The 21,209-nt window shown below is 62.5% G+C and carries 21 protein-coding genes; 5 read left to right on the top strand and 16 right to left on the bottom strand.

The window, feature by feature from the left end:
• Positions 1 to 4 precede the first annotated feature (4 nt).
• The 14 genes from PCS43_RS29375 to PCS43_RS29440 form a co-directional block, all read right to left on the bottom strand.
• Positions 5 to 1,027, bottom strand: a complete 1,023-nt coding sequence (locus tag PCS43_RS29375; RefSeq protein ID WP_007728666.1) for an MCE family protein — start codon at positions 1,025 to 1,027, stop codon at positions 5 to 7.
• Entirely contained in the window at positions 1,024 to 2,193 is a 1,170-nt protein-coding gene (locus tag PCS43_RS29380) for an MCE family protein (RefSeq protein ID WP_209908790.1), read from the bottom strand. Before PCS43_RS29380 ends, PCS43_RS29375 begins: the two co-directional genes overlap by 4 nt.
• A 9-nt stretch (positions 2,194 to 2,202) precedes the next feature.
• A complete protein-coding gene (locus PCS43_RS29385) occupies positions 2,203 to 3,075 on the bottom strand; it encodes an MlaE family ABC transporter permease (protein WP_003944051.1) in 873 nt (290 codons plus the stop codon).
• Positions 3,072 to 3,812 carry an MlaE family ABC transporter permease gene (locus tag PCS43_RS29390; RefSeq protein ID WP_030536769.1) on the bottom strand — a complete coding sequence of 247 codons (741 nt, stop codon included), beginning with the start codon at positions 3,810 to 3,812 and terminating at the stop codon, positions 3,072 to 3,074. Before PCS43_RS29390 ends, PCS43_RS29385 begins: the two co-directional genes overlap by 4 nt.
• A gap of 34 nt (positions 3,813 to 3,846) precedes the next feature.
• Positions 3,847 to 5,100 (bottom strand): cytochrome P450, encoded by a 1,254-nt coding sequence (locus PCS43_RS29395; protein ID WP_209908804.1) that lies wholly within the window; start codon positions 5,098 to 5,100, stop codon positions 3,847 to 3,849.
• Positions 5,101 to 5,153: 53 nt separating this feature from the next.
• Entirely contained in the window at positions 5,154 to 6,791 is a 1,638-nt protein-coding gene (locus PCS43_RS29400; protein WP_209908808.1) for an acyl-CoA synthetase, read from the bottom strand.
• Between the two features lie 26 nt (positions 6,792 to 6,817).
• On the bottom strand, positions 6,818 to 8,065 hold the full coding sequence (locus PCS43_RS29405) for a hypothetical protein (protein ID WP_209908812.1): 1,248 nt from the start codon (positions 8,063 to 8,065) through the stop codon (positions 6,818 to 6,820).
• Between the two features lie 5 nt (positions 8,066 to 8,070).
• Positions 8,071 to 8,622: a hypothetical protein gene (locus PCS43_RS29410; RefSeq protein ID WP_054782107.1), complete on the bottom strand. Its 552-nt coding sequence runs from the start codon at positions 8,620 to 8,622 to the stop codon at positions 8,071 to 8,073.
• Between the two features lie 37 nt (positions 8,623 to 8,659).
• The gene (locus tag PCS43_RS29415) at positions 8,660 to 8,851 is read right to left on the bottom strand and encodes a ferredoxin (protein ID WP_020907945.1); all 192 of its coding nucleotides are present in this window, start codon (positions 8,849 to 8,851) and stop codon (positions 8,660 to 8,662) included.
• 2 nt (positions 8,852 to 8,853) lie between these two features.
• Entirely contained in the window at positions 8,854 to 10,248 is a 1,395-nt protein-coding gene (locus PCS43_RS29420) for a cytochrome P450 (protein WP_270923160.1), read from the bottom strand.
• Positions 10,245 to 11,051: an SDR family oxidoreductase gene (locus PCS43_RS29425; RefSeq protein ID WP_003944110.1), complete on the bottom strand. Its 807-nt coding sequence runs from the start codon at positions 11,049 to 11,051 to the stop codon at positions 10,245 to 10,247. Before PCS43_RS29425 ends, PCS43_RS29420 begins: the two co-directional genes overlap by 4 nt.
• Positions 11,051 to 12,256: a cytochrome P450 gene (locus tag PCS43_RS29430; protein WP_065454977.1), complete on the bottom strand. Its 1,206-nt coding sequence runs from the start codon at positions 12,254 to 12,256 to the stop codon at positions 11,051 to 11,053. Before PCS43_RS29430 ends, PCS43_RS29425 begins: the two co-directional genes overlap by 1 nt.
• Positions 12,253 to 12,819: a TetR/AcrR family transcriptional regulator gene (locus tag PCS43_RS29435; protein WP_024487471.1), complete on the bottom strand. Its 567-nt coding sequence runs from the start codon at positions 12,817 to 12,819 to the stop codon at positions 12,253 to 12,255. Before PCS43_RS29435 ends, PCS43_RS29430 begins: the two co-directional genes overlap by 4 nt.
• Before the next feature lie 136 nt (positions 12,820 to 12,955).
• Entirely contained in the window at positions 12,956 to 13,813 is an 858-nt protein-coding gene (locus PCS43_RS29440) for a mycofactocin-coupled SDR family oxidoreductase (protein WP_047272231.1), read from the bottom strand.
• Positions 13,814 to 14,030: 217 nt separating this feature from the next.
• Between PCS43_RS29440 and PCS43_RS29445 the strand changes: the two genes are divergently transcribed.
• From PCS43_RS29445 to PCS43_RS29465, 5 genes are all read left to right on the top strand, one after another.
• Positions 14,031 to 15,497: an aldehyde dehydrogenase gene (locus tag PCS43_RS29445; protein WP_030536772.1), complete on the top strand. Its 1,467-nt coding sequence runs from the start codon at positions 14,031 to 14,033 to the stop codon at positions 15,495 to 15,497.
• Positions 15,498 to 15,557: 60 nt separating this feature from the next.
• Positions 15,558 to 16,307 carry an SDR family oxidoreductase gene (locus PCS43_RS29450; protein ID WP_030536773.1) on the top strand — a complete coding sequence of 250 codons (750 nt, stop codon included), beginning with the start codon at positions 15,558 to 15,560 and terminating at the stop codon, positions 16,305 to 16,307.
• A complete protein-coding gene (locus PCS43_RS29455) occupies positions 16,304 to 17,239 on the top strand; it encodes an NAD(P)-dependent oxidoreductase (protein WP_054187433.1) in 936 nt (311 codons plus the stop codon). The genes PCS43_RS29450 and PCS43_RS29455 overlap by 4 nt, the downstream gene beginning before the upstream one ends.
• Positions 17,236 to 17,697, top strand: coding sequence for a carboxymuconolactone decarboxylase family protein (locus tag PCS43_RS29460; RefSeq protein ID WP_003944075.1), 462 nt, complete (start codon positions 17,236 to 17,238; stop codon positions 17,695 to 17,697). The genes PCS43_RS29455 and PCS43_RS29460 overlap by 4 nt, the downstream gene beginning before the upstream one ends.
• Before the next feature lie 87 nt (positions 17,698 to 17,784).
• A complete protein-coding gene (locus PCS43_RS29465) occupies positions 17,785 to 19,251 on the top strand; it encodes an FAD-dependent oxidoreductase (RefSeq protein WP_050656861.1) in 1,467 nt (488 codons plus the stop codon).
• A 10-nt stretch (positions 19,252 to 19,261) separates the two neighbouring features.
• Here the strand turns inward: PCS43_RS29465 and PCS43_RS29470 are convergent, their stop codons facing one another.
• Entirely contained in the window at positions 19,262 to 20,083 is an 822-nt protein-coding gene (locus tag PCS43_RS29470) for a helix-turn-helix domain-containing GNAT family N-acetyltransferase (RefSeq protein ID WP_003944042.1), read from the bottom strand.
• A gap of 102 nt (positions 20,084 to 20,185) precedes the next feature.
• Positions 20,186 to 21,208: an alpha/beta hydrolase gene (locus tag PCS43_RS29475; protein ID WP_003944025.1), complete on the bottom strand. Its 1,023-nt coding sequence runs from the start codon at positions 21,206 to 21,208 to the stop codon at positions 20,186 to 20,188.
• Position 21,209: the final 1 nt, after the last annotated feature.

Here is a 21,209-nt window from a genome sequence, read left to right on the forward strand (position 1 = left end):
TCTCTCATCGTGGTGCGCACCTTCCGGTCGTCTGATCCACCAGGTCGACAGTGAGCGGCGTACCGTCGGCACCGTCGACCTTCAGTGCGATTCCGCACAGATAGAAGTTGAAGAACGACCCGTACGAGCCGACTCGGATCAGCTGCTTGTAGTTCGAGGGCATGGACGCGAGAATCCGATCGAGCTCACTCTGTTGCTCGATCAGCGGATTCAGGCTTGCGTCCAGCTTCGACAGGTTTCCCGCGATGTCCGGGCGAACTCCGGCGAGGAGATCGGCGAAGGTGCCTGATGCGGTGTTCACACTCTCGACGGCAGTCCCGATCATCTCCCGGTCCGCCGCGAGCCCGCTGACCAGCTGTTGTAGGTGATCGAGAGTGTCACTGAACTGACCACCGCGGCTGCGCAATTCGCTGAGCACACCGTCGAGGTTGCCGATCACTCGACCGATCAGTTGGTCGCGGTCTGCGAGAGTGTTCGTAATCGATCCGGTGTGCGCCAGCACCGATGCCACAGTTCCGGACTGGCCTTGAAACACCTCGAGCAAGGACATCGACAACGCGTTGACCTGCTCCGGGTCCAGGGCTTGAAACAGCGGCTTGAAACCACCGAGTAGCGCATCGAGGTCGAGTGCCGGTGCGGTGCGATCGACGGGGATGCTCTCGCCCTCCGGTTGCGGTTCCGCGATCCCCGGATCGTCGAGCAATTCGAGGTATCGATTACCCACCAGATCCTGATATCGAACAGCGGCTCTGGTCGATACGGTCACGGTGTCACCCGTATCCACACTGAAACTCACGTGGGCACGGTGATTCCCACCGAATTCGACGGAGCCGACAGAACCGACCGGCACACCGGCGATGCGCACCTTGTCGCCGGCTCTGAGCCCGGAGGCGTTGACGAACTCCGCCGAGTACGACCTCGCGTCGCCACCTCGCATCTGGCCGAACACGAGGATCAGCCCGGCGTTGACGAGGATCATCACCAGAACAAAAATTCCGAACTTGACGGTGTACCCACGAACTTTCATCGGATCTCCGTCCCGAACAGGTAGCTCATCAGATCCGGGACCGTGTTCATCGGTTGCCCACCATTCGGCTGACGCTCGGGCGCAAACGGATTCACCCCGGTGTCGGTCACCAGGTACGGAGCATTGACGTTCGGGTCGCGCAGTGGAAGGCCCATACACTGCGGGCCACCTGTTGCCGCGACCTTCGGGAGGTCGTCGGGATATCGGTACGGTTCGGTTCCGGCGATCAGACCGATCGACATCTTGATTCCTGGTTGTCCGTTGTAGGCGCCGTCGCCGATCTTCTTGCTCTCCTGCAGTCCGTGGAACATGCAGGGAATCACCGGGGAGTATTCCTCGAGCAGTGCGGTGGTCGGCCGCAGTAACGACAGAACGGTGTCGACGCCGTCGGCGTTGGCTCCCAGTATGTCCTCGCCGGTGCGGGCCAGCCCGATCACGTTGAGCAAGAGGAGATCAAGATTCTGCTGCTCGTCGAGAACAGTGGATCCCGTCGTCGTGAGCGAGTCGAGGGTGTCCGTCAAGTCGAGAACAGCGTCGCGGTAGGTCTGCGTGACGGCTGGCAGGTCCGTCAACACATGATCGAGAGCCTCACGTGCAGTGTTGAATTCGAGCAAGGAGGAATCTGCTTGTTCGAGTGCGACCCCGAGCCGTTCGCCGCGTCCTTGCAGAGCAGTCGAGAGGGCACCCAATGTCGAATCGAGTTTGCCCGGGTCCACCGTCCGGAGCACGGTGGTGAGTTTCTCGAACACCGTGTTCAGCTCGACGGTCACCCGGGATGCGTCGATCGTCGCTCCGGCGGCAAGTCGCGCACTACTCGGCTGCTCCGGCGAGGACAGGCTGACGAACTTCGCGCCGAAGGCCGTGTTCGACGTGATCGCCACATTCACGTTTGACGGAATCGATTCGAGCGCTTCGGGATCGATCGACAACGACAGTTGTGCGGTGGCGTCGTCAGTCGGCGTGATGGACTCCACCGAGCCCACGGTCACCCCGGCCATCTTCACCCGCGCGCCCGGATCCATCACGAGCCCCGCGCGCTCCGCGATCACCGTGATCGGGACGCGAGCGACAAACACCTGGTTGAAAGACGCGACCGACAACGCGATGACCCCGACGATCGCCGCAGCCAAGCCCAGAGCAGCCAACTTGTAGCCGTATCTGTGCACGCAGTCCCCCTAACCGGACAGATTGAAGTTGCCGGAACCGCCGTAGAGCGCGAGTGAGACGAGCAGGGTCACCGCCACGACGCAGATCAGCGAGAGCCGAACCCCGCGGCCCACTGCAGTTCCCACGCCCGACGGTCCCCCGGACGCGTTGTATCCGTAGTACGTGTGGATCAGCATCACCAGTAGTGCCATCACGAGCACTTGAACGAAGGACCATGCGACATCGACCGGATCGAGGAACGTCGTGAAGTAGTGGTCGTAAAGACCGGAGGACTGACCGAACAGCACCACCGTGGTGAACCTTCCGGCCAGAAAAGATCCTACGAGCGCCAATGAGTACAGCGGCAAGATCGCGATCATCCCTGCGGTGACGCGGGTGCTGACGACGTACGGGACCGAACTGATCGCCATCGATTCGAGGGCGTCGATTTCCTCACTGATGCGCATGGCACCGATCTGCGCGGTCGAACCTGCGCCGATCGTGGCCGACAGGCCGATTCCCGCGATGACCGGCGCAGCGATACGAACGTTGATGAAGGCGGAGAAGAATCCGGTGAGCGCTTCGACTCCGATATTTCCCAGTGAGCTGAAACCTTGGATCGCAATGGTGCCGCCCGAGGCGAGAGTCAAAAATCCTACGACCGCAACCGTGCCGCCGATCACTGCCAAAGCTCCGGTGCCCATGCTGATCTCGGCTACCAGTCTCAACACTTCCTTAGGGTGTTTGCGAATTGCCCACGGGATGTGAGCGATGGCGCGCGCGAAGAAGACAGCTTGTCGCCCGACGTCGTCGATCGAGCGTGACGTTCGAGCCACCCGCGCCCGCGTGCGTCCGAACTTGCCGATTTGTGCCAGCGAATCCGACAGCGTCACCTCGATCACCCCGCCGTCAATCGGATGCCGACCGCGGTGACGATGGTGTTGACGACGAACAACGCCATGAATGCGTACACCACCGTTTCGTTGACGGCCTCCCCCACGCCTTTCGGCCCACCCCGTACCGACAGTCCGCGATAGCAGGCCACCAATCCCGCCAGCATCCCGAACAGTGCAGCTTTGACCATCGACAACGCCACCTCGGGCAGGCCGGTCAGCAACGTGATTCCCTCGACGAAGGCGCCAGGGTTCACGCCCTGGAGAAACACCGAGAAGGCGTAACCGCCGGCGATGCCGATGACGCAGACGAGTCCGTTGAGCAGCAAAGCCACCACGGTCGACGCGACCACCCGAGGAATCACCAGCCGAGTGATCGGATCGATCCCGAGCACCTCCATGGCGTCGATCTCTTCACGAATCGTTCTCGATCCCAGATCGGCGGCGATGGCTGTCGCGCCCGCACCTGCCACGATCAGCACCGTCACCACCGGACCGACCTGAGTCACGGCGCCGAGCGCGGCCCCGGCGCCGCTGAGGTCGGCGGCACCGATCTCGCGGAGAAGGATGTTGAGGGTGAAACTCACCAGGACCGTGAACGGCACGGCTACCAACACTGTCGGCACGATCGACACCCGGGCGATCATCCAACTCTGCTCGAGAAACTCTTGCACCTGAAAGCGGGTGCGGAACAAGCCCACTGCGACATCGGCGCCCATCCGGTAGAACTGGCCGAGTTCGCGCATCGGGCCCGCAAGTGCAACTCTTCCGCTGTACACGTCAATGCCCCGAAGGGCATGACGTGGAGTTGCCGTAGTCGACCTTGAATTGCTTGATCCCGTTGAGCCAACCGGACGAGAGCCTGCTCGGATCGCCGAGCTTGCTGATGTCGGGCATGTGATCGGCGATCTTGCCGAAGATCAGATCGACCTCCATTCTGGCCAGGTTGGCGCCGACGCAGTAGTGCGGCCCGGTTCCTCCGAACGCGAGGTGCGGGTTCGGGTCTCGGGTGATGTCGAAGACGTCGGGGTTCCCGAAGACGGTTTCGTCGAAGTTCGCCGAGCCGTAGAGCAGTACGACGCGCTGCCCCTTCGCAATCGCAGTGCCGGCAATCTGTGTGTCCACCACTGCTGTTCGTTGCATCGACGTCAGTGGCGAAGCCCAGCGGATGATCTCGTCCGCGGCGGTGCGCGGACGCTCGCGCTTGTACAGTTCCCACTGATCCGGATGCTCGAGGAATGCCATCATGCCGAGTGTCGTTGCGTTTCGCGTCGTTTCGTTGCCTGCGACAGCCAACATGATGACGAAGAAACCGAACTGTTCCGGGGTGAGTTTCTGCCCGTCGATGTCGGCATGCACCAAGCGCGAGATGATGTCGTCGAGCGGTTCCTCCCGTCTCACCTCAGCCAGTTGATAGGCGTAGCCCAATATCTGCGCCGACGCCATCCGAGACTCGCCGGCGAGTGACTCGTCGTCGTATCCCGTCATCTGATTCGACCATTCGTACAGCTGACGGCGCCCGTCCTGCGGTACACCGATCAGCTCCGAGATCGCCTGCATGGGTAACTCGCTGGCGACCTGGCTGACAAAATCACCGCTACCTTCCGCCACGGCAGCCGACGCTATGTCTTCTGCCCGCGCTTCCAACCCGGCCCGCATCGCTTCCACCGACCGCGGAGTGAACAAGCGTGCCACCAACTTGCGCAGCTGTGTGTGCTCAGGGGCGTCCTTGTTGATGAGGACGTGTTTTGTCGCCTCCAACTCCTCCGCCGAGATGTTGTCTTCATGCCGCGGAATGCAGCCGTTGACGTTGCTCGAGAACTCCTCGCTGCGCAACGAGACGTCGCGGACGTCTGCGTGGCGGGAGACAACCCAGCAACCACCGTCGTGAAATCCGCCGGTACCCGGTTCCTGGGCGTTCCACCAGACCGGAGCGCATCGTCGTAGTTCGGCGAACTCGGCAAGCGGGACGCGCTCGCCGTACAGATGCGGGTCGGTCACGTCGAACCCGTCGGGAAGGTCGATCTCAGGCATTGCAGATGCTCCTTTACGGATGGGTGCCGGGTGCCGGGTGTTGCGTGTGAGCGCTAGTCGATCCGGTGGACCGGGTCGCTGTTCTGTGAGAACTCCTTGGCCCAGCGGTAGTCCGGCTTGCCGCTCGGCGCTCGAACGACCTCGTCGGCGATCCAGAAGGAACGCGGAATCTTGTAGCCGGCGAGGTGACTGCGGGCGTGCTTCTCGATGGATTCGAAATCCGGTTCCACACCGTCGCGGATGCGAAGCACCGCCGCCACCCGATTGCCCCACCGCTCGTCCGGAACACCGATCACTGTCGCGTCGTAGATGTCGGGATTGGCCTTCACCACGGCTTCGACTTCTTCCACGAAGACCTTCTCGCCGCCGGTGTTGACCACCATGTTTCCCCGTCCGAGGAGGGTGACCGAGCCGTCGTCCTCGATCCGCGCCCGGTCTCCGGTCACCACTGCCCGTGCGCCGTTCACCTCTCGGAATATCTCGGCCGACTTCACCGGGTCCTTGTAGTAGCCGAGTGGAACGTTTCCGAGTTTCGCCAGCCATCCTTCGGCGCCCGAGCCCGGCTCCAACACTCGGTTGTCATCGTCGACGACGACCGTGAATCTGTTGGCACCCACTTTGGGTCCGCCACGCTGCTCCAACCCTTTGGTTGCGAATCCGATTCCGCCGAAGCCTGTTTCGGACGATCCAACCGAATCGGAGATCATCAGATTCGGAAAGACGTCGAAGAACGCATCTTTGACCGATCCGGAGAAGAGCGCAGCGCCGGAGGCGAGCACAGCCAGGCTCGACGCGTCCGGCTGCAATTCGTGATGGGCTTCGACCAGTGGACGGCCCATGGCGTCGCCGGTGATGACCATGACCTGCGGGCGATATTCGGCGACGACCTTCCAGACCTGTGCCGCATCGAATTTAGGTTCGAAGATGACGGTGTTACCAGAGAACAGAGCGTTGAACGTCGGCATCAGTGCCGAGGTGTGGATCAGCGGTGGAAGCATGCACCACCGCATCGGTTCGGCTGCCGCGGCGCCACCGCGCGACTGCTGGTACTCGTCGGCGATCGGCTCACCCGAATAGAAGTCGTAACCGCCGGCCAATACGCGCCAGATGTCTTCCTGCCGCCAGACGACGCCTTTCGGTCGTCCGGTTGTTCCGCCGGTGTAGAGAACGTAGACGTCGTCGCCGGAACGCTCGGGAAATGCATGTTCACCTGTGCGCAGCGGGGATTGGTTGCCGAGCGCATCCTCGTACGCCACTGCCCCCGGAATCGACGGTTCGTTCCCGAGAGCGAGTTCGTCCGCCGCCTCGATCACGTACTTGACCCGCGGCGTGGCCACCAACGCCTCGGCGACCCGCTCAGCGAAACCACGATGGAAAACCAACGCCGTGAGATCCGCGTTCTCGTACAGGTAAACCAATTCGTCGCTCGTGTAGCGGTAGTTCACCGTGATGGGAACCCCGCGGATCTTGAAGGCCGCGAGGACAGCAACCATCGCCTCGATCGAGTTGTGCAGTTGAATACCGATGTGCGAACCGACACCTAACCCGACGGACTGGAAGTAATGCGCCAATCGGTTGGCCCGCTCGTCGAGCTCACGGTATGTCACCTCCTCGCCGGAAACGATCAGCGCGAGGCGATCGGGCATCGCATCGACGGAATGCTCGAACAGGTCTGCAAACGTGTACGCCATAGGTTGAGTCCTTCGGGTTCGGCCGGTCAGACGACGAAGAGAGGCAAAGGGATTCCGCGATCTTCGAATACGAATGCCGCGCCGGTACTGACCTTCGTGATGGCGACTTCGACGCATTCCGGAGCGGGAGCTTCGGTGATGTCGACGGCCAGAAGGAGCCCCGCGGCATCTTCGGCCACCACTCTCACGGTGAAGTGCGGATTCACGCCGCGGACCAAAGCCTGGAGGGGATCGAGGTGCTCGCTGCCGAGCAAGGTCGGCCAACCGCCGTCGCGGTCGACAAGAGCTTCTCGCGAGATCCGCAGCTCCAGAGCACCGCCGTCCTGTCGGACCTCGCTCTCCACATACTGCTTCGGATTCAGCAAGGGATGCACGGACAGGACCAATGCCAACGATTCCAGCGTCGAAGGAAGCCCGAGCGCATCTCGAATACGCTGTGCCGCAACTCCCGCGATTCCGGTCAATTGCTTTCGCGTGATCTCGCGAGCCTTGCCTTCGTCGGCACGGCGGCGAACCGCTGCCAGAAAGCCCAACGCCAATAGATGATGCTGCACGCAGATCTCCTCTGCGATGCGAACCAAGGCTGATCGCGAGAAGTCGGAAAACCTCAGGTCGGACAACAACGGACCCGAGTAGTCCGCCCTACCGTCCCCACCGTGATCGATCGGGCTCAGCTCGACCGTCACCGCGGCGGTGCGTCCGATCTGCTCGGTGTGCGCGGTCATCACGGGAGGCGTGTGCGACGGGTCGATGGAAACGGTCCAGGCGCAGTGCGGATGTCGGTCCGCGGGCCTGCGCGGTGGTCGGTGAATCGGCCGGATCTGGGCGTGCGGGTTGGTCGCGATGGCTGTCGCATCGAAAGTCGGATCCTCGATGTCGTGACACATCGAGGTCACGAACTCATCACCCAACGGCTCGACGTCCATGAGTGCTCCGCAATGATCGAGCCAGAACTCACCGTGCAGCGGATCGTCGACCCGGTATCGAAAGTCCATGAACTGTGGCGGAGCGCCGATGTCGAGTTGTAACCCTTTGAAGATCGTCACGACGTCGTCGCCCTCGTATCCGAGAGCCTTCTGCATGCGGCGGGTGTACCAGGGGCTGGCCGATTCCCACTCCTCGACGGCCACCTGCGCCATACCCTCGCGTCCGAATTCGACGATCAGATGCGCCATGCCCGAGCGATCGATCAGCTGCCCGCACAGGAGCAACTCGGGCACCAACACGGCAAGGTCGCGCTGCGAGAGTGTCTCGAAGGAATCGCGCACCGTCATCGGACTCACCACAGCGGGACCGGCGCGGTGCCCACCGGATACCAGCCCGGTAGCGGGTCGCCCGAGATCGATCGCTGGATCCGCCCCTGCATCCCCTTCGAGAGAGCATTGTTGCCGATCATCTCCATGAACAGTGCCGACACGTTCCCGAAATCGAAGAAGTCACGCTGCCAGGACCATTGGAAATCCCCGCCGTAGCGGAACCAACTACCACCGATACCGTAGACGGAGTAGTTGCTACCGTCCTCACGCTTGGCATCGGAAATCTGCTTCCACAAGCCGATCACGTTTCCGCTACGGTCGTCGATCACAAAGTCTTGATACGGATACTCCCAGCCTTCGAGGCCCTTCATCTCGAGACCGAGCGCGACTTCACGAATCTCCCCGCGCCCCACCGCCATGAAATCCTGCTTGGGGCCGTAGTTCCACCCGTACGTGGCGTCCTCGGTATACATGTCCGCCAACGGTTTCCAATCGCCGGCGGCTTCGGCCTTTTTGTTCGCCTCGATCCAGCGTTGGACCATCTCGTCGAGCTCTGCGCGGTCGAAACCCGTCATCTGAACTTCCTCCCTCGAGCACATGAATTCGCTGCAATCAATCGACAATTCTCAGGGCGCCGGTCGGGCAGTACCTGACCGCCATCTCGGCTTCACCGCGGAGCGACTCGGGTGGGTCGGAGTCCAGAAGACTGACCTTCCCCCGCTTCGGGACGACAAAGATCTCCGGTGCCTCCAGCTCGCATGCCGCATGGCCTTGGCACAGGTCGAGGTCGACTTCGACGTGCATGATCACCCCTCACGCCCGGGACGTGTTCTGCGCCGGTACCTCACCGCGCACGGCTGCTGCAACTGGACGACCATCTTGCTGTGGTCGTTTCGGTAGGATTCCGACGGCTGCGCCATCTCGAACTCGAAGTCCCGCAGCAGGATCGAGAAGATCGCTTTGAGCTGCATCTGGGCGAACGCAGCGCCGACGCAGCGATGCCGGCCGGCTCCGAACGGAATCCACGTCCAGCGGTTGACGATGTCCTCTTGATTCGGGTCGATGTACCTCCCGGGATTGAAGGTGTCCGGCCGGGGAAAGTCCTCGGCGATTCGATTGGAGATCGCGGGTGTCGCGGCGACAAGATGGCCCTCTCGGATCTCGAAGCCGCCCACTTCGAAATCTCCACGTGCCACCCGCAACAGGATGATCAACGGCGGATGCAGTCGAAGGGTTTCCTTGACCACAGCCTCCAGAACCGGAATCTGGCGCAGGGCATGAAAACTGATGTCGGCGCCGTCGGAGTACAGATTGTCGAGTTCGTCGACGACGTCCGTCATGGTGTCGGGATGCCGCAACATCTCGATCAGCGACCACGCTGCCGTGCCGGAAGTCGTGTGGTGGCCGGCGAACATCATCGAGATGAAGATTCCGGTGATCTCGTCGGCACTGAACCGGAGGTCGCCGTTCTCGTCCTTGACCGAGACCAACACGTCCAACATGTCGCGGTCATCCTTGCCCTGCGGAGGATTCGCGATGCGCCCGTTCATGATGTCCTGTACCAGAGCGACCAACGCCAACCGGGCCTCGTCGCGGCGGCGGAAACTCTCGATCGGCGCGTACGGATCCACGAAAGCCAATGCATCCGTTCCCTGTTCGAGCTCGTGATACAGCTTGGCGAAGCTATCATCCAGTTCGTCGCGGAACTTCTTGCCGATCAGGCACGCCGACGAGGTGTAGATGGTCAGCTCGGCGAAGAAGTCGAGCAGATCGATCTCGCCTTCGTCTCCCCACTGCGCGACCATCGCCTCGACTTCCCGGCCGATCGTGGCGGCGTGCCCGCGCATCTGTTCGCCGCGCAGAGCCGAGTTGTGCAGCATCTCTTTACGCCGCTCCGGGCTGGCGTCGAAGACGACGCCTTCACCGAATATCGGCTTCATGAAGGGGTAAGCCGCTTGTTGGTCGAGATCCTCGTCGGTGGAGCGGAAGAAGAACTCGTTTGCCTCGGCTCCGGACAGCAGGATCACTGTGCGGTCGGCAAGTTGAAAGGCGCCGACGTCACCACATTCCTCACGCACCCGGCGCATGAGCGCTATCGGGTCGGTTCGCAGTTCCTCGAGATGCCCGTGCGGGAGATCCCCGCCGGACACCCGCGGCGGCTCTGGCAGTGTTCGCGACGTCTCTTGCACTCCGTGCGTCATGTCGTCTCCTGTGAGTTCGCAGTGGGAAGTTTGTCCAGTGGCGCCTCGGGCTGAACTTCGACGAGCACGATGTGTGCTCCTCGCGGCGCCGACACAACGGCGACGATGGCATTGGCGATGTCCGAGGCGCGCAGAAAGTAACCATGGCGGGCGAACCCCCACTTGCTCCACGATTCCCCGACCGGTCCGATGATCTCCGGCGTCGTGTCCATCCCCATGCCGGTCAGTGTCGGCCCGGGTCGCACGATCGACGCGCGAATGCCTGTTCCCTCGAGCTCCATTCGCATCTGACGCCCCATTGCCTCGAGCCCGGCCTTCGCCGCGTCGTACGCACCCATGAGTGGACGCTGGCGCTCGGCACAATCCGAGCCGATCAGTACGAAGTCACCGCGCTGTCGTTGCCTCATGCCGGGGAGTACGCGATGCGCCAATCGCTGCGCACCGACGAGGTGAACTTGGATCTGCCGTAGAAACGCCTCAGGATTCATCTCGTCCGCAGCCCCGAATTCGAGGTCTCCGGCACCGGAGACGACGATTTCCGCGGGGCCGTGGACTGCCTCTGCGGCCGAGACGAACCCGTCGACCGAATCACCGTCCGTGACGTCGAGGAAGTGGGCGAACGCTTCACCACCGTTGCTGCGGATCTTCTCGGCGATGGCTTCGCATTCGGCGACTCGACGCGCACCGAGTGCAACCGGATGCCCGAGTTCGGCCAGGGCATACGCGGTGGCTGTGCCGATTCCCGACGACGCACCACTGATCAGTGCCGGCCGGCGAACAGGATTGGGTTCGAAACGAGGCATCAGCGCACCTGCACTTTCACCGGCAGGGCCGCAAAGCCCCGGACATTTGTCGAATGAACACGCTCGATTCCGGACTCGACGACTTCGTAGTCGCTGACCCGACGCCCCAACTCCGCCAGGGCGATCTTGGCTTCGAGCTTGGCAAGGTGGGCACCGAGGCAGAAGTGCACGCCACCACCGAAACTCGCGAGTTTTCCCGACGAACTCCGGCCGATCTGGAAGCTGTCGGCATCGTCGAAGACGTCGGCGTCTCGGTTGGCCGATCCGATCAGGAGCAGGACCTTCTCCCCCGCTGGAATGGTGCGCCCGTGGTATTCGAGGTCGACAACCGAAGTCCGAGCCACGATCTGACTCGACGTGTCGTAGCGAAGAGTCTCTTCCACCCATTCCGAGGCTCGTTCGGGATCGTCGAGGACCGGTGCGATCTGCTCCCGGTGGTGCGAACCCCAGTACAGAGCGTTTCCGAGAAGCTTGGTCGTGGTCTCGTTTCCGGCCACGACCATCAGAAACATGAATCCGAGGATCTCCTGGTCCGAAAGCTTGTCTCCGTCGATCTCGGCGTCGAGCAAGGCCGAGGTCAGATCGTCCGTCCGCGATCGGCGACGCTGCGCGATCATCTCCTTGTAGTAGCCCATCAAACTGATCGAAGCCTCCACCGCAGGTTGCGGCACGTCGAGAACACCCGCCTCTCGATGCACCACCAGATCCGCCTTGCGCCGCAGTTCGGCTCGGTCGGGTTCGGGGACACCCATGAGTTCGGAGATGACGTCCATCGGCAGCTTTCCCGCCACCTCCGTAATCCAGTCGAACTCCCCCGCGCCCAGCGCGGGTATCAGATGTTGCTTCGTCAGTTCGAGTATCCGGCCGTCGAGCTCCGCAACACGCCGCGGTGTGAATCCGCGAGAAACCAACTGGCGCAACCGCATATGGCGGGGATCATCCATAGCGAGAAACGACATCACATAATGCGCGTGTGGACCGTATGCAGCGGGGTCGAGTGATACTCCGTTTGCGCTCGACAGACGCTTGTTGTCCTTGAATCCGTCGACCACGTCCGCATATCGCGACAATGCCCAAAAGCCCACGTCCGGATTGTGATACAGGGGTGATTCTTCGCGCAGACGCTTGTACGTCGGATACGGATCGTCGTGAAAGTGGTAGTCGTACGGATTGAAGACCACCGGATCGATCAAAGCTTCTGTCATGATTTCTCCAGGATCAGTAGAGCTGAGGCCTCGAGGCGTCCAGCGATTTGCGCGTAGGTTCCGTAGCCGATCCCTGCCCGCAGAAGCGCCCCGGCATAAAGCATTTCGAGCGCTTCCAACACTTCGGGTTCGCCATTCGGATCCAACGCCGAGGCGAGTCGTTGATGGATCTCGAGCCCGATCCGGCCGCGAAGATGTTCCACTTCAGGGTCGGATCCGAGCAGTGCATTGGTCACGGCGGCCGATACCTCCGGTTCGTCCGCGAGAAGCAGCGCGATATTTCGAAGTACAGACAGCACGTGCGCGGTGCGATCCAACCCTGAGCCATCAGGCGCCGACGAGTTCTGAAGTCTTCGCCAGAAAACCTCTGCGACGAGATGCTCCTTGGACGCGAAATACGTGTAGGCGGTCGCAGTTCCTACGCCCGCTTCGGCCGCAACCGAACGGACAGTCAGTCCGGAAAACTCTTGTTTGCGTAGAACTTTCACTGTTGCTTCGGCAAGCCTGGCCACAGTTTCCGCCTGTTTGCCCGTGAGGCGCCTGCGAGTGGATTCGTAGACAATCGATCCCCCGCCACTTGAATCGCCCCGTTTGCTGGACACGTGTCTGGACGTTACTACAGCGTCCTGTCCAGGGCAACGAAATGGGGAAACTTGGAAAATTCACCACGAACAGGCAGCAGCGACGCGAAAAGTTCTACTACAGACCGATCTTCATCCCGGCACCAGCGTCCACGCGCAGTTGCTGGCCGGTGACGAATCGCGACTCGTCCGAGGACAGGTACACGACTGCATGCGAGATGTCCGCGGGTTCGACCCACGGGATCGGCATCGCCTGCATGAACGGGAACGTCACAGCCGCATCCTCGGCGGTCGGATTCTCGAGGTCGGGACGGAACGTCCGGTACATCGGCATGCTCTGCAACATGTCGGTGTTCACATTGGTCGGATGAATCGCGTTGACGCGAATGGAACTCGGCCCGAGGGTCAGCGCCAACGAACTGGTGTAGGCCTGAATCAGCTTCTTGGCCAACCCGTATCCGTCGCCACCCGGACCCTGGAGCGCCTGTTGCCCGTTGAATCCGGTCTGCGGCACCAAACCGGCAACAGAGCCGATCGCGATGATCGAACCCCCTTCGCCGAGGTATTCCATCGACGCGTGCACTGTATTGACGACACCGAGAAAGTTCACATCGAAGGCGTCGACGAAACCGGCGGTCGACACGTGTTTGCCCAGCGGACAGATACCGGCGTTCGCCACGACGACATGCAATCCGCCCAACTGCCCTACCGCCTCGGCAAGTGCTGTTTCGAGTCCGGCGCGATCACGGACGTCGACACGCGCCGTCACCACCTGCTGCCCGGCCTCTTTTACCAGGCGAGCGGTTTCCTCCAGATCGGCTGGACTGGCGAGCGGGTATTCGTTGCTGGCGATGTCTGCGCACAGATCGAAGGCGATGATGTGCGCGCCCTCCTGCGCGAGACGGACGGCGTGACTGCGCCCCTGACCTCGAGCAGCGCCGGTCACCAACACCACTTTTCCGTCAACTCTGTTCATTTCGACCTCTCTCCTGTGGATGTGAAGACGTGGTTGTGAATGTGCGGTGAACCGTAGCGGCGCCGCACCGGACACGAGGCGCTTTTCGTCGAAGCAGATCCGAGACCCTCTCGAGACTGCTGGGCTCTCGAAATCTCTTATGCCCCAAAAACCATTGCCTCAACCACAAGTGTGAACTAGAGTCCAGACACATGTCCAGAAAGAGAGGGTTTGCGCTATGACGCTTCGACCCGCAGACAGTTCTGCACTTCTCGTCGACGGAAAACTGGTTCCCGGATCCGGCGGGACCTTCGAAGTTTTCAACCCGGCGACCGAGGAACTGATCGGCCGTGCGGCCGAAGGCACCGCCGCGGACATGGACGCGGCCATCGCCGCTGCGCGCCGTGCGTTCGACGACACCGAATGGGCACGCGATCACGGGTTTCGCGCTCGCTGCCTGCGCCAACTGTGCGATGCACTCCAGTCCCACATCGAGGAGTTGCGTGAGATCACCGTCGCCGAGGTCGGCGCACCGGTCATGCTGACGAGCGGTCCGCAACTCGAAGGCCCGATCGAAGATCTTCGCTACTGGGCCGATCTGATCGAAACCTATTCGTGGGAACAAGATCTCGGGCACGCGTCACCCATGGGGATTCCGACCCATCGCCGACTGCTCAAGGAAGCCGTCGGCGTCGTCGGCGCAATCACACCGTGGAACTTTCCGCACCAGATCAATTTCGCCAAGCTCGGTCCCGCCCTCGCAGCCGGCAACACCATCGTTCTCAAACCCGCGCCGGACACGCCCTGGTGCGCCGCGCTGGTCGCCAAGGTGATTGCAGAAGAAACCGAGATCCCGGCCGGCGTAGTCAACGTCGTGACGTCGACGGATCACTCCCTAGGCGCGCAGCTGTGCAGCGATCCGCGCGTCGATCTCGTGTCCTTCACCGGTTCCACCGCCACCGGACGCACAGTGATGGCCACGGCCGCGCAAACTCTCAAGAAGGTCTTCCTCGAACTCGGGGGTAAGTCCGCATTCATCGTCCTCGACGATGCGGACATCAAGGGTGCATGCTCGGTTGCCGCGTTCTCCGTCTGCGTTCATGCCGGTCAGGGATGCGCGCTCAGTACCAGACTTCTGGTGCCGCGCTCTCGGTACGACGATGCTCTGGCCGCGGCATCTGCCGCGATGGCGGGTATCCGAGCCGGCGACCCCAGCGCGCGCGGAACGGTGTGTGGCCCGGTCATCTCGGCGCGCCAGCGCGCCAGGGTGGAGAGCTACCTCGCCCTCGCGGTCGAAGAGGGCGGCACGATCGTGACGGGTGGGGGCCGTCCCGACGATCGCGAGAGGGGTTTCTTCGTCGAACCCACTCTCATTGCCGGGCTGGACAACTCGTCTCGCGTAGCGCAGGAGGAGATTTTCGGGCCCGTCCTCGTGATCCTTCCGTACGACAACGACGACGACGCTATCCGGATTGCCAACGATTCCCCATACGGCCTGTCCGGGTCGGTGTGGGGCACCGATCCCGATCGCGTCGCGCACGTCGTTGCCGGTGTCAGAACCGGAACGCTGAGCGTCAACGGCGGCGTCTGGTATTCGGCCGACGCACCGTTCGGCGGCTACAAACAATCCGGGATCGGCCGCGAAATGGGCCTCGCGGGTTTCGAGGAATACCTCGAAACCAAGCTCGTCGCTTCACCTTCCTGACATTCCACACCCTCACCCCACACCCTCACCACAGAATGATCACCACGAAAGTAGGTCGACATGGGACGTTTCGACGGTCGCACCGCGATAGTCACCGGAGCAGCGCAGGGTATCGGAGAGGCGTATGCCCGCGCTCTGGCCGCGGAGGGGGCCAACGTGGTCGTGGCGGACCTCAATCGCGAACTCGGTGAAGCAGTCGCCAAGCAGATCAACGCGGACGGCGGAAATGCCGTGTTCAAGGACGTCGACGTCGCCGACGGGGAGTCGACTGCGGCACTCGCCGACTTCACGATCGAGCAGTTCGGCAGCATCGAGCACCTGGTGAACAACGCTGCCATCTACGGCGGAATGAAGATCGATTCCCTGTTGACGGTGGACTGGGACTACTACCGAAAGTTCATGAGCGTCAACATGGACGGCGCATTGCACGTGTGCCGGGCGGTAGTACCTCACATGCGAGCGAAGGGCGGTTCGATCGTCAACCAGTCCTCCACAGCAGCCTGGCTGTACTCGAATTACTACGGACTCGCGAAGGCCGGCGTCAACAGCCTGACACAACAACTCGCGACCGAACTCGGCTGGTCGAACATCCGGATCAACGCCATCGCTCCCGGCCCTATCGACACGGAGGCGACTCGAACCGTCACCCCCGGCAACATCGTCAAGGACATGGTGAAACGAATCCCGTTGCAGCGCATGGGAACACCGGACGATCTCGTCGGCATGTGCCTGTTCCTCCTCTCCGACGACGCAGGCTGGGTGACCGGGCAGATCTTCAACGTCGACGGAGGCCAGGTGTACCGGTCATGACGCAATCGGCGCCGAAAGCCAGCGCTTCGAAAACCAGACTGGGATACATCGGCCTAGGCAACATGGGCGCGCCGATGGCGCAGCGCCTCCTGGACTGGCCGGGCGGACTGGTGGTGTGTGATGCCCGCGCAGAAGCGCTCGAACCGTTCACCGCTGCGGGCGCGAGCGCAGCATCGACGCCCGCCGACGTTGCAGCGCAGGCGAGCATCATCTCCGTCACGGTGCTCGACGACGCGCAGGTACGCGAGGTTGTGTGCGGGCCGCACGGGATTCTGTCGACCGCACAGCCAGGCACTGTCGTCGCGATTCACTCCACTATCTCGGACACCACGGCGGTGGAACTCGCTGACATCTGTCAACAGCGTGGTGTTCTGCTGGTCGACGCGCCGATCAGTGGCGGTGCCGGCGGCGCAGCGCAGGGCAGGCTGGCAGTGATGATCGGCGGCTCCGACGAGGCGTTCGAAGCCGTCCGCGAGCCCTTCGGATCCTGGGCCGAGCTGGTGGTTCACGCCGGTGACGTCGGCGCGGGAACGCGAATGAAGCTCGCACGCAACCTTCTTCACTTCGTCTCGTTCACCGCCACGACCGAGGCCGCGCGACTCGCCGAAGCAGCAGGACTCGATCTCCGCACGCTCGGAAAGGTCGTCAGGCACACCGATGCGATCACCGGTGGCGCGGGCGCGATCATGCTCCGCGACACCACCGCACCGGTCTCGGAGGACGACCCGTGGTTCTCGATACTGCGGCATGTTCGCAATCTCGGGGAGAAGGACTTGGCCTTGGCCATCGACCTCGGTGATCGGCTGAATCTCGACCTGCCGCTCGCGCACCTTGCGCTCGCCGGACTCGGTGCCGGTCTGGGCGTCGGGAATGACAGCGAAGACAGGTCGGCCGAACCTTCAACGGCATCTACTATTCGGGAGCACGCATGACCGACACCACTCACATGACCGATGCCGGTGGAACCGACGAAAGCCGCATCTCCGAGGCCCGTGCTCGTGGCGTCGCGAAGATGAACGAGGTGTACGGCTGGGAGCTTCCCGCCGACGTTCCCGGCGACTTCTTCGCGGTCACCGCCGACCACCTCTTTGCCGACATCTGGACGCGACCGGGACTGTCGGTACGTGATCGACGACTACTCCTGATCGGTGCCATCACCGCCCAGGGGCAGAACGATGTGGCGAAGATCCAGATCAACGCTGCTCTCCACAACGAGGAGTTGACCGAGCAGCAGTTCGAAGAGGCCGCAATCTTCCTGTGCCACTACGTCGGCTGGCCGCTGGCCACCGGGCTCAACAATGCGCTGATCGCCGTGAAGGCCGACAGACGTAAGGCCGCGCGCGCCAAGGAGAAGGCCGCGGCCGATTCCGCGAAAACGGACACCGACTGACTTTCGGTCGAGATACTGCCATCAGGGCATCGATCACACCCACCGATTCCCCCACCAACCAACCAGAAGAACGAAGGATCCGAATCCATGGCCGAGGCCAGCTCAATCCGTCCGCAGTCCTCCGCAAACATCGAGCAGTGGCACTTCGAGGCTGACGTCGTCGTCGCCGGCTACGGCATTGCCGGAGTGAGTGCTTCGATCGAGGCCGCGCGAGCGGGCGCCGACGTGTTGGTGCTCGAGCGCACGAGCGGCTGGGGCGGCGCTGCGGCGCTGGCAGGCGGATTCATCTATCTGGGCGGCGGGACCCCGTTGCAGCAGGCACTCGGGTTCGAGGACTCCCCCGCCAACATGAAATCGTTCATGATGGCCGCACTCGGTCCCGGCGCCGACGAGGAGAAGATCACCGACTACTGCGAAGGCAGCGTCGAGCACTACAACTGGCTCGTCGACAACGGTGTGCCGTTCAAGGAGAGTTTCTACGGCCAACCCGGCTGGGAAACACCCTTCGACGACGGACTCATGTATTCCGGCGGCGAGAACTCGGCACCGTTCAACACGATCGCGACACCGGCCCCTCGCGGGCACGTTCCACAGATGAGCGGCAAGCGCACCGGGGAGAAGGGCGGTGGTTTCATGTTGATGAAGCCACTGATCGAGACGGCCGAAAGCCTCGGCGTACGAGCAGAATACGACATGCGAGTCCAGCGCCTGGTCGTCGACGGAGATCGAGTGGTCGGCATCATCGCCAAGCAGTACGGCAAGGAAGTGGCAGTTCGAGCACGCACGGGTGTCGTACTGGCGACGGGAAGCTTCGCCTACAACGAAGCGATGATTCAGTCGTACGCCCCACGGCTGATCGGGCGCCCCGGTGCGGCTATCGAAGAGCACGACGGAAAGTCCATCCAGATGGCGCAGGCTCTCGGGGCCGACCTCGCGCACATGGACGCCACCGAGGTCGCATTCTTCGGCGACCCCCAGTTGATGATCCGCGGCATTCTCGTCAACGGACGCGGCCAGCGCTACGTCAACGAGGACACGTATCCGGGAAGAATCGGCCAGGAGACGCTGCTGCGCAACGAGAATCAGGCCTACCTGATCATCGACGAAGCTTCCTACGAAGAGGGCTGCGCCGCCGACAGTTCCACACCGTTCTTCAGATTCCAGCCCAAGTGGGTGGCCGAGACCGTCGAGGAACTCGAATCCGACATGGGCCTGCCGGAAGGCACCCTTCAGTCGACGGTCGAGGTCTACAACCGGCACGCCGCCCGTGGTGAAGACCCGGTACTCGGTAAGAAGAAGGAGTGGGTCAAGCCGATCGGCTCACCCGTCGCTGCGCTCGATCTTCGCAATTTCACCGCCGGATTCACGCTCGGCGGCCTGCGCACGTCGATCAACTCGGAGGTCATCCACGTCTCCGGCGAACCGATCCCGGGTTTGTTTGCCGCTGGACGCTGCACCGCCGGCGTCTGCGCCGGTGGATACGCCTCCGGAACGTCCCTCGGTGACGGCAGCTTCTACGGGCGACGCGCCGGAGTCAGCGCTGCCAAGGGCTGAGCGTCTCTTCTCAGATGTCAGCGTCCTCGCTGCGACGTTCGAGGAACAACGTGTCACGCCACCGCCCACCCAGTTGAGCGATACGCGACCGAGTGCCGACGACTCGGAATCCGACGGCCTGGTGCAAGGCGACGCTTGCCCGGTTCTCCGGGAAAATCGACGACTGCACTGTCCAGATCTCACTGGCGTCGGCGGCTTGCACCTGTCGGCGAAGCAGCAGCTTGCCCACGCCGCGCCCGCGAGCGCCGCTACCGATGTAGATGGAGTTCTCGGCGACCCCGCGGTAGCAGTCTCGCGAGGACACCGGGCTGAGGCTCGCCCAGCCTTCGACGCGGCCGTCGATCTCGGCCACCCATCGATGATCGGGTAACCATTGCGCGTCGAGCTTCTCGGCGGATGGCACCGAGGTGGTGAACGTCGCGGTTCCGGTGTCGATTCCTTCGCGGTAGATCGAGCGGACGGCATCCCAGTCGCCGGATTCCATGCGGCGCACCACCACGTCATCGGGAAGAACTCCCAGTGTGTCTTCGACCGGACCACGAGCAGCCACGACGGCGGCCGCTGCCATCAGATCGGAGTATGCCGTTCCGGCAACACTGACAACCGAAGTGCCTTCACGCACCGAAGCCTCGACAAAACCGACCTCGATCAAGGCCTCGAGGTGGGCACTCAACGCCGACGGCTCGAGTGATGCGGCGTGTGCAATCGTGTCGACGTCGATCGGACCGCCGGCAGCAAGTCGGAGCACTCGCAGCCGCGTCGGATCACCCAGGCACGCAAACCTGCGCGCAAGTACGTCGGTGTCGAGGGGAGCGAGTGTTTCTGAACTCATGAGGCGACTATAACGCCGCTGACCTGCAGTTCGGTCGGCTAGGTTCGGCAAGAGTGTCCCGGAGTGAGAAACAACTCAGCCACCGACCCCAGGGTTCGCCGGCTAACGCGCACCGATCGACGCGGCAATCATCGACCACGAGTTGTGAAGATCGTCCTGCCAGTAACCCCAAGAGTGAGTGCCAGTTGCCCGGAAATCATAGGTGGCCGGGATGCCCAAGGAGTCGAGCCGCTCGGCCAAACGCTGGGTGCACTGGTTCGTCCCGGCCTCGATGACTCCACCCACGATCACCTGGTTCGCCAGAACGCCGAGGTCGCCGTTGACCATCGGTCCGCCCAGATTCTCGTGTGGGCCGGGCAGGCCCGATCCATTGCTGATGTAGAGGTCGACCCCCCGCAATCTCTCGGCATTGACCACAGGATCGTTGGCTACCCAGCCCGGACCGCCGGGAGGACCCCACATGTTGTCCACGTTGCCGCCGCGGAATCCGACCACGAATCTCACGTAGTCCTGACCGGGTTGAGTACTCGTCTCGGCACACCCGCTGAAAGCACCGACGGCACGGTAAACGGATGGCGCCGCCTCGGCCAGGCTCAGAACCGAGGTACCTGCCATCGACAATCCGGCAACGGCATTCGTACCCGTAGTCCCGAGCGTGGCATCGACGATCGGTGGCAACTCCTGGGTGAGAAAGGTGGTCCACTTGTTCAGTCCGAGAACAGGATCGGGCTTCTCCCAGTCGGTGTAGTAGCTGTAGGCACCGCCGATCGGGTTGACGACGTTGACGTTCTTGTCGCCGAAGAAGTCGACGACGTCTGTCCGTGTCTGCCACGTCGCCGTGTCCTCGCCTCCGCCGGCGCCATTGAGTAGATAGAGGGTCGGCCGGGGCGCACTTGTGTCTGCCGGCCGAATCACCTCGAGCGGAATCACCTTGTCCATCGCAGCCGAGTAGACGTACATAGTCAGCTGACGGGCGTTGATCTCCTCGACGTGATCGAGAGCTGAACCGCCTGAAGGGGATGTCGGGGCCGGGTCAGCCGAGGCCAACGCTGCTTCGCCGAACAGTCCCGTCCACGCGACGAGGGCGACGACAAGCATGGCCCGAGTACGTCCGATTCTTCTCATT

The sequence above is a fragment of the Rhodococcus sp. C-2 genome (assembly GCF_027854095.1).
GTDB lineage: Bacteria > Actinomycetota > Actinomycetes > Mycobacteriales > Mycobacteriaceae > Rhodococcus_F > Rhodococcus_F qingshengii.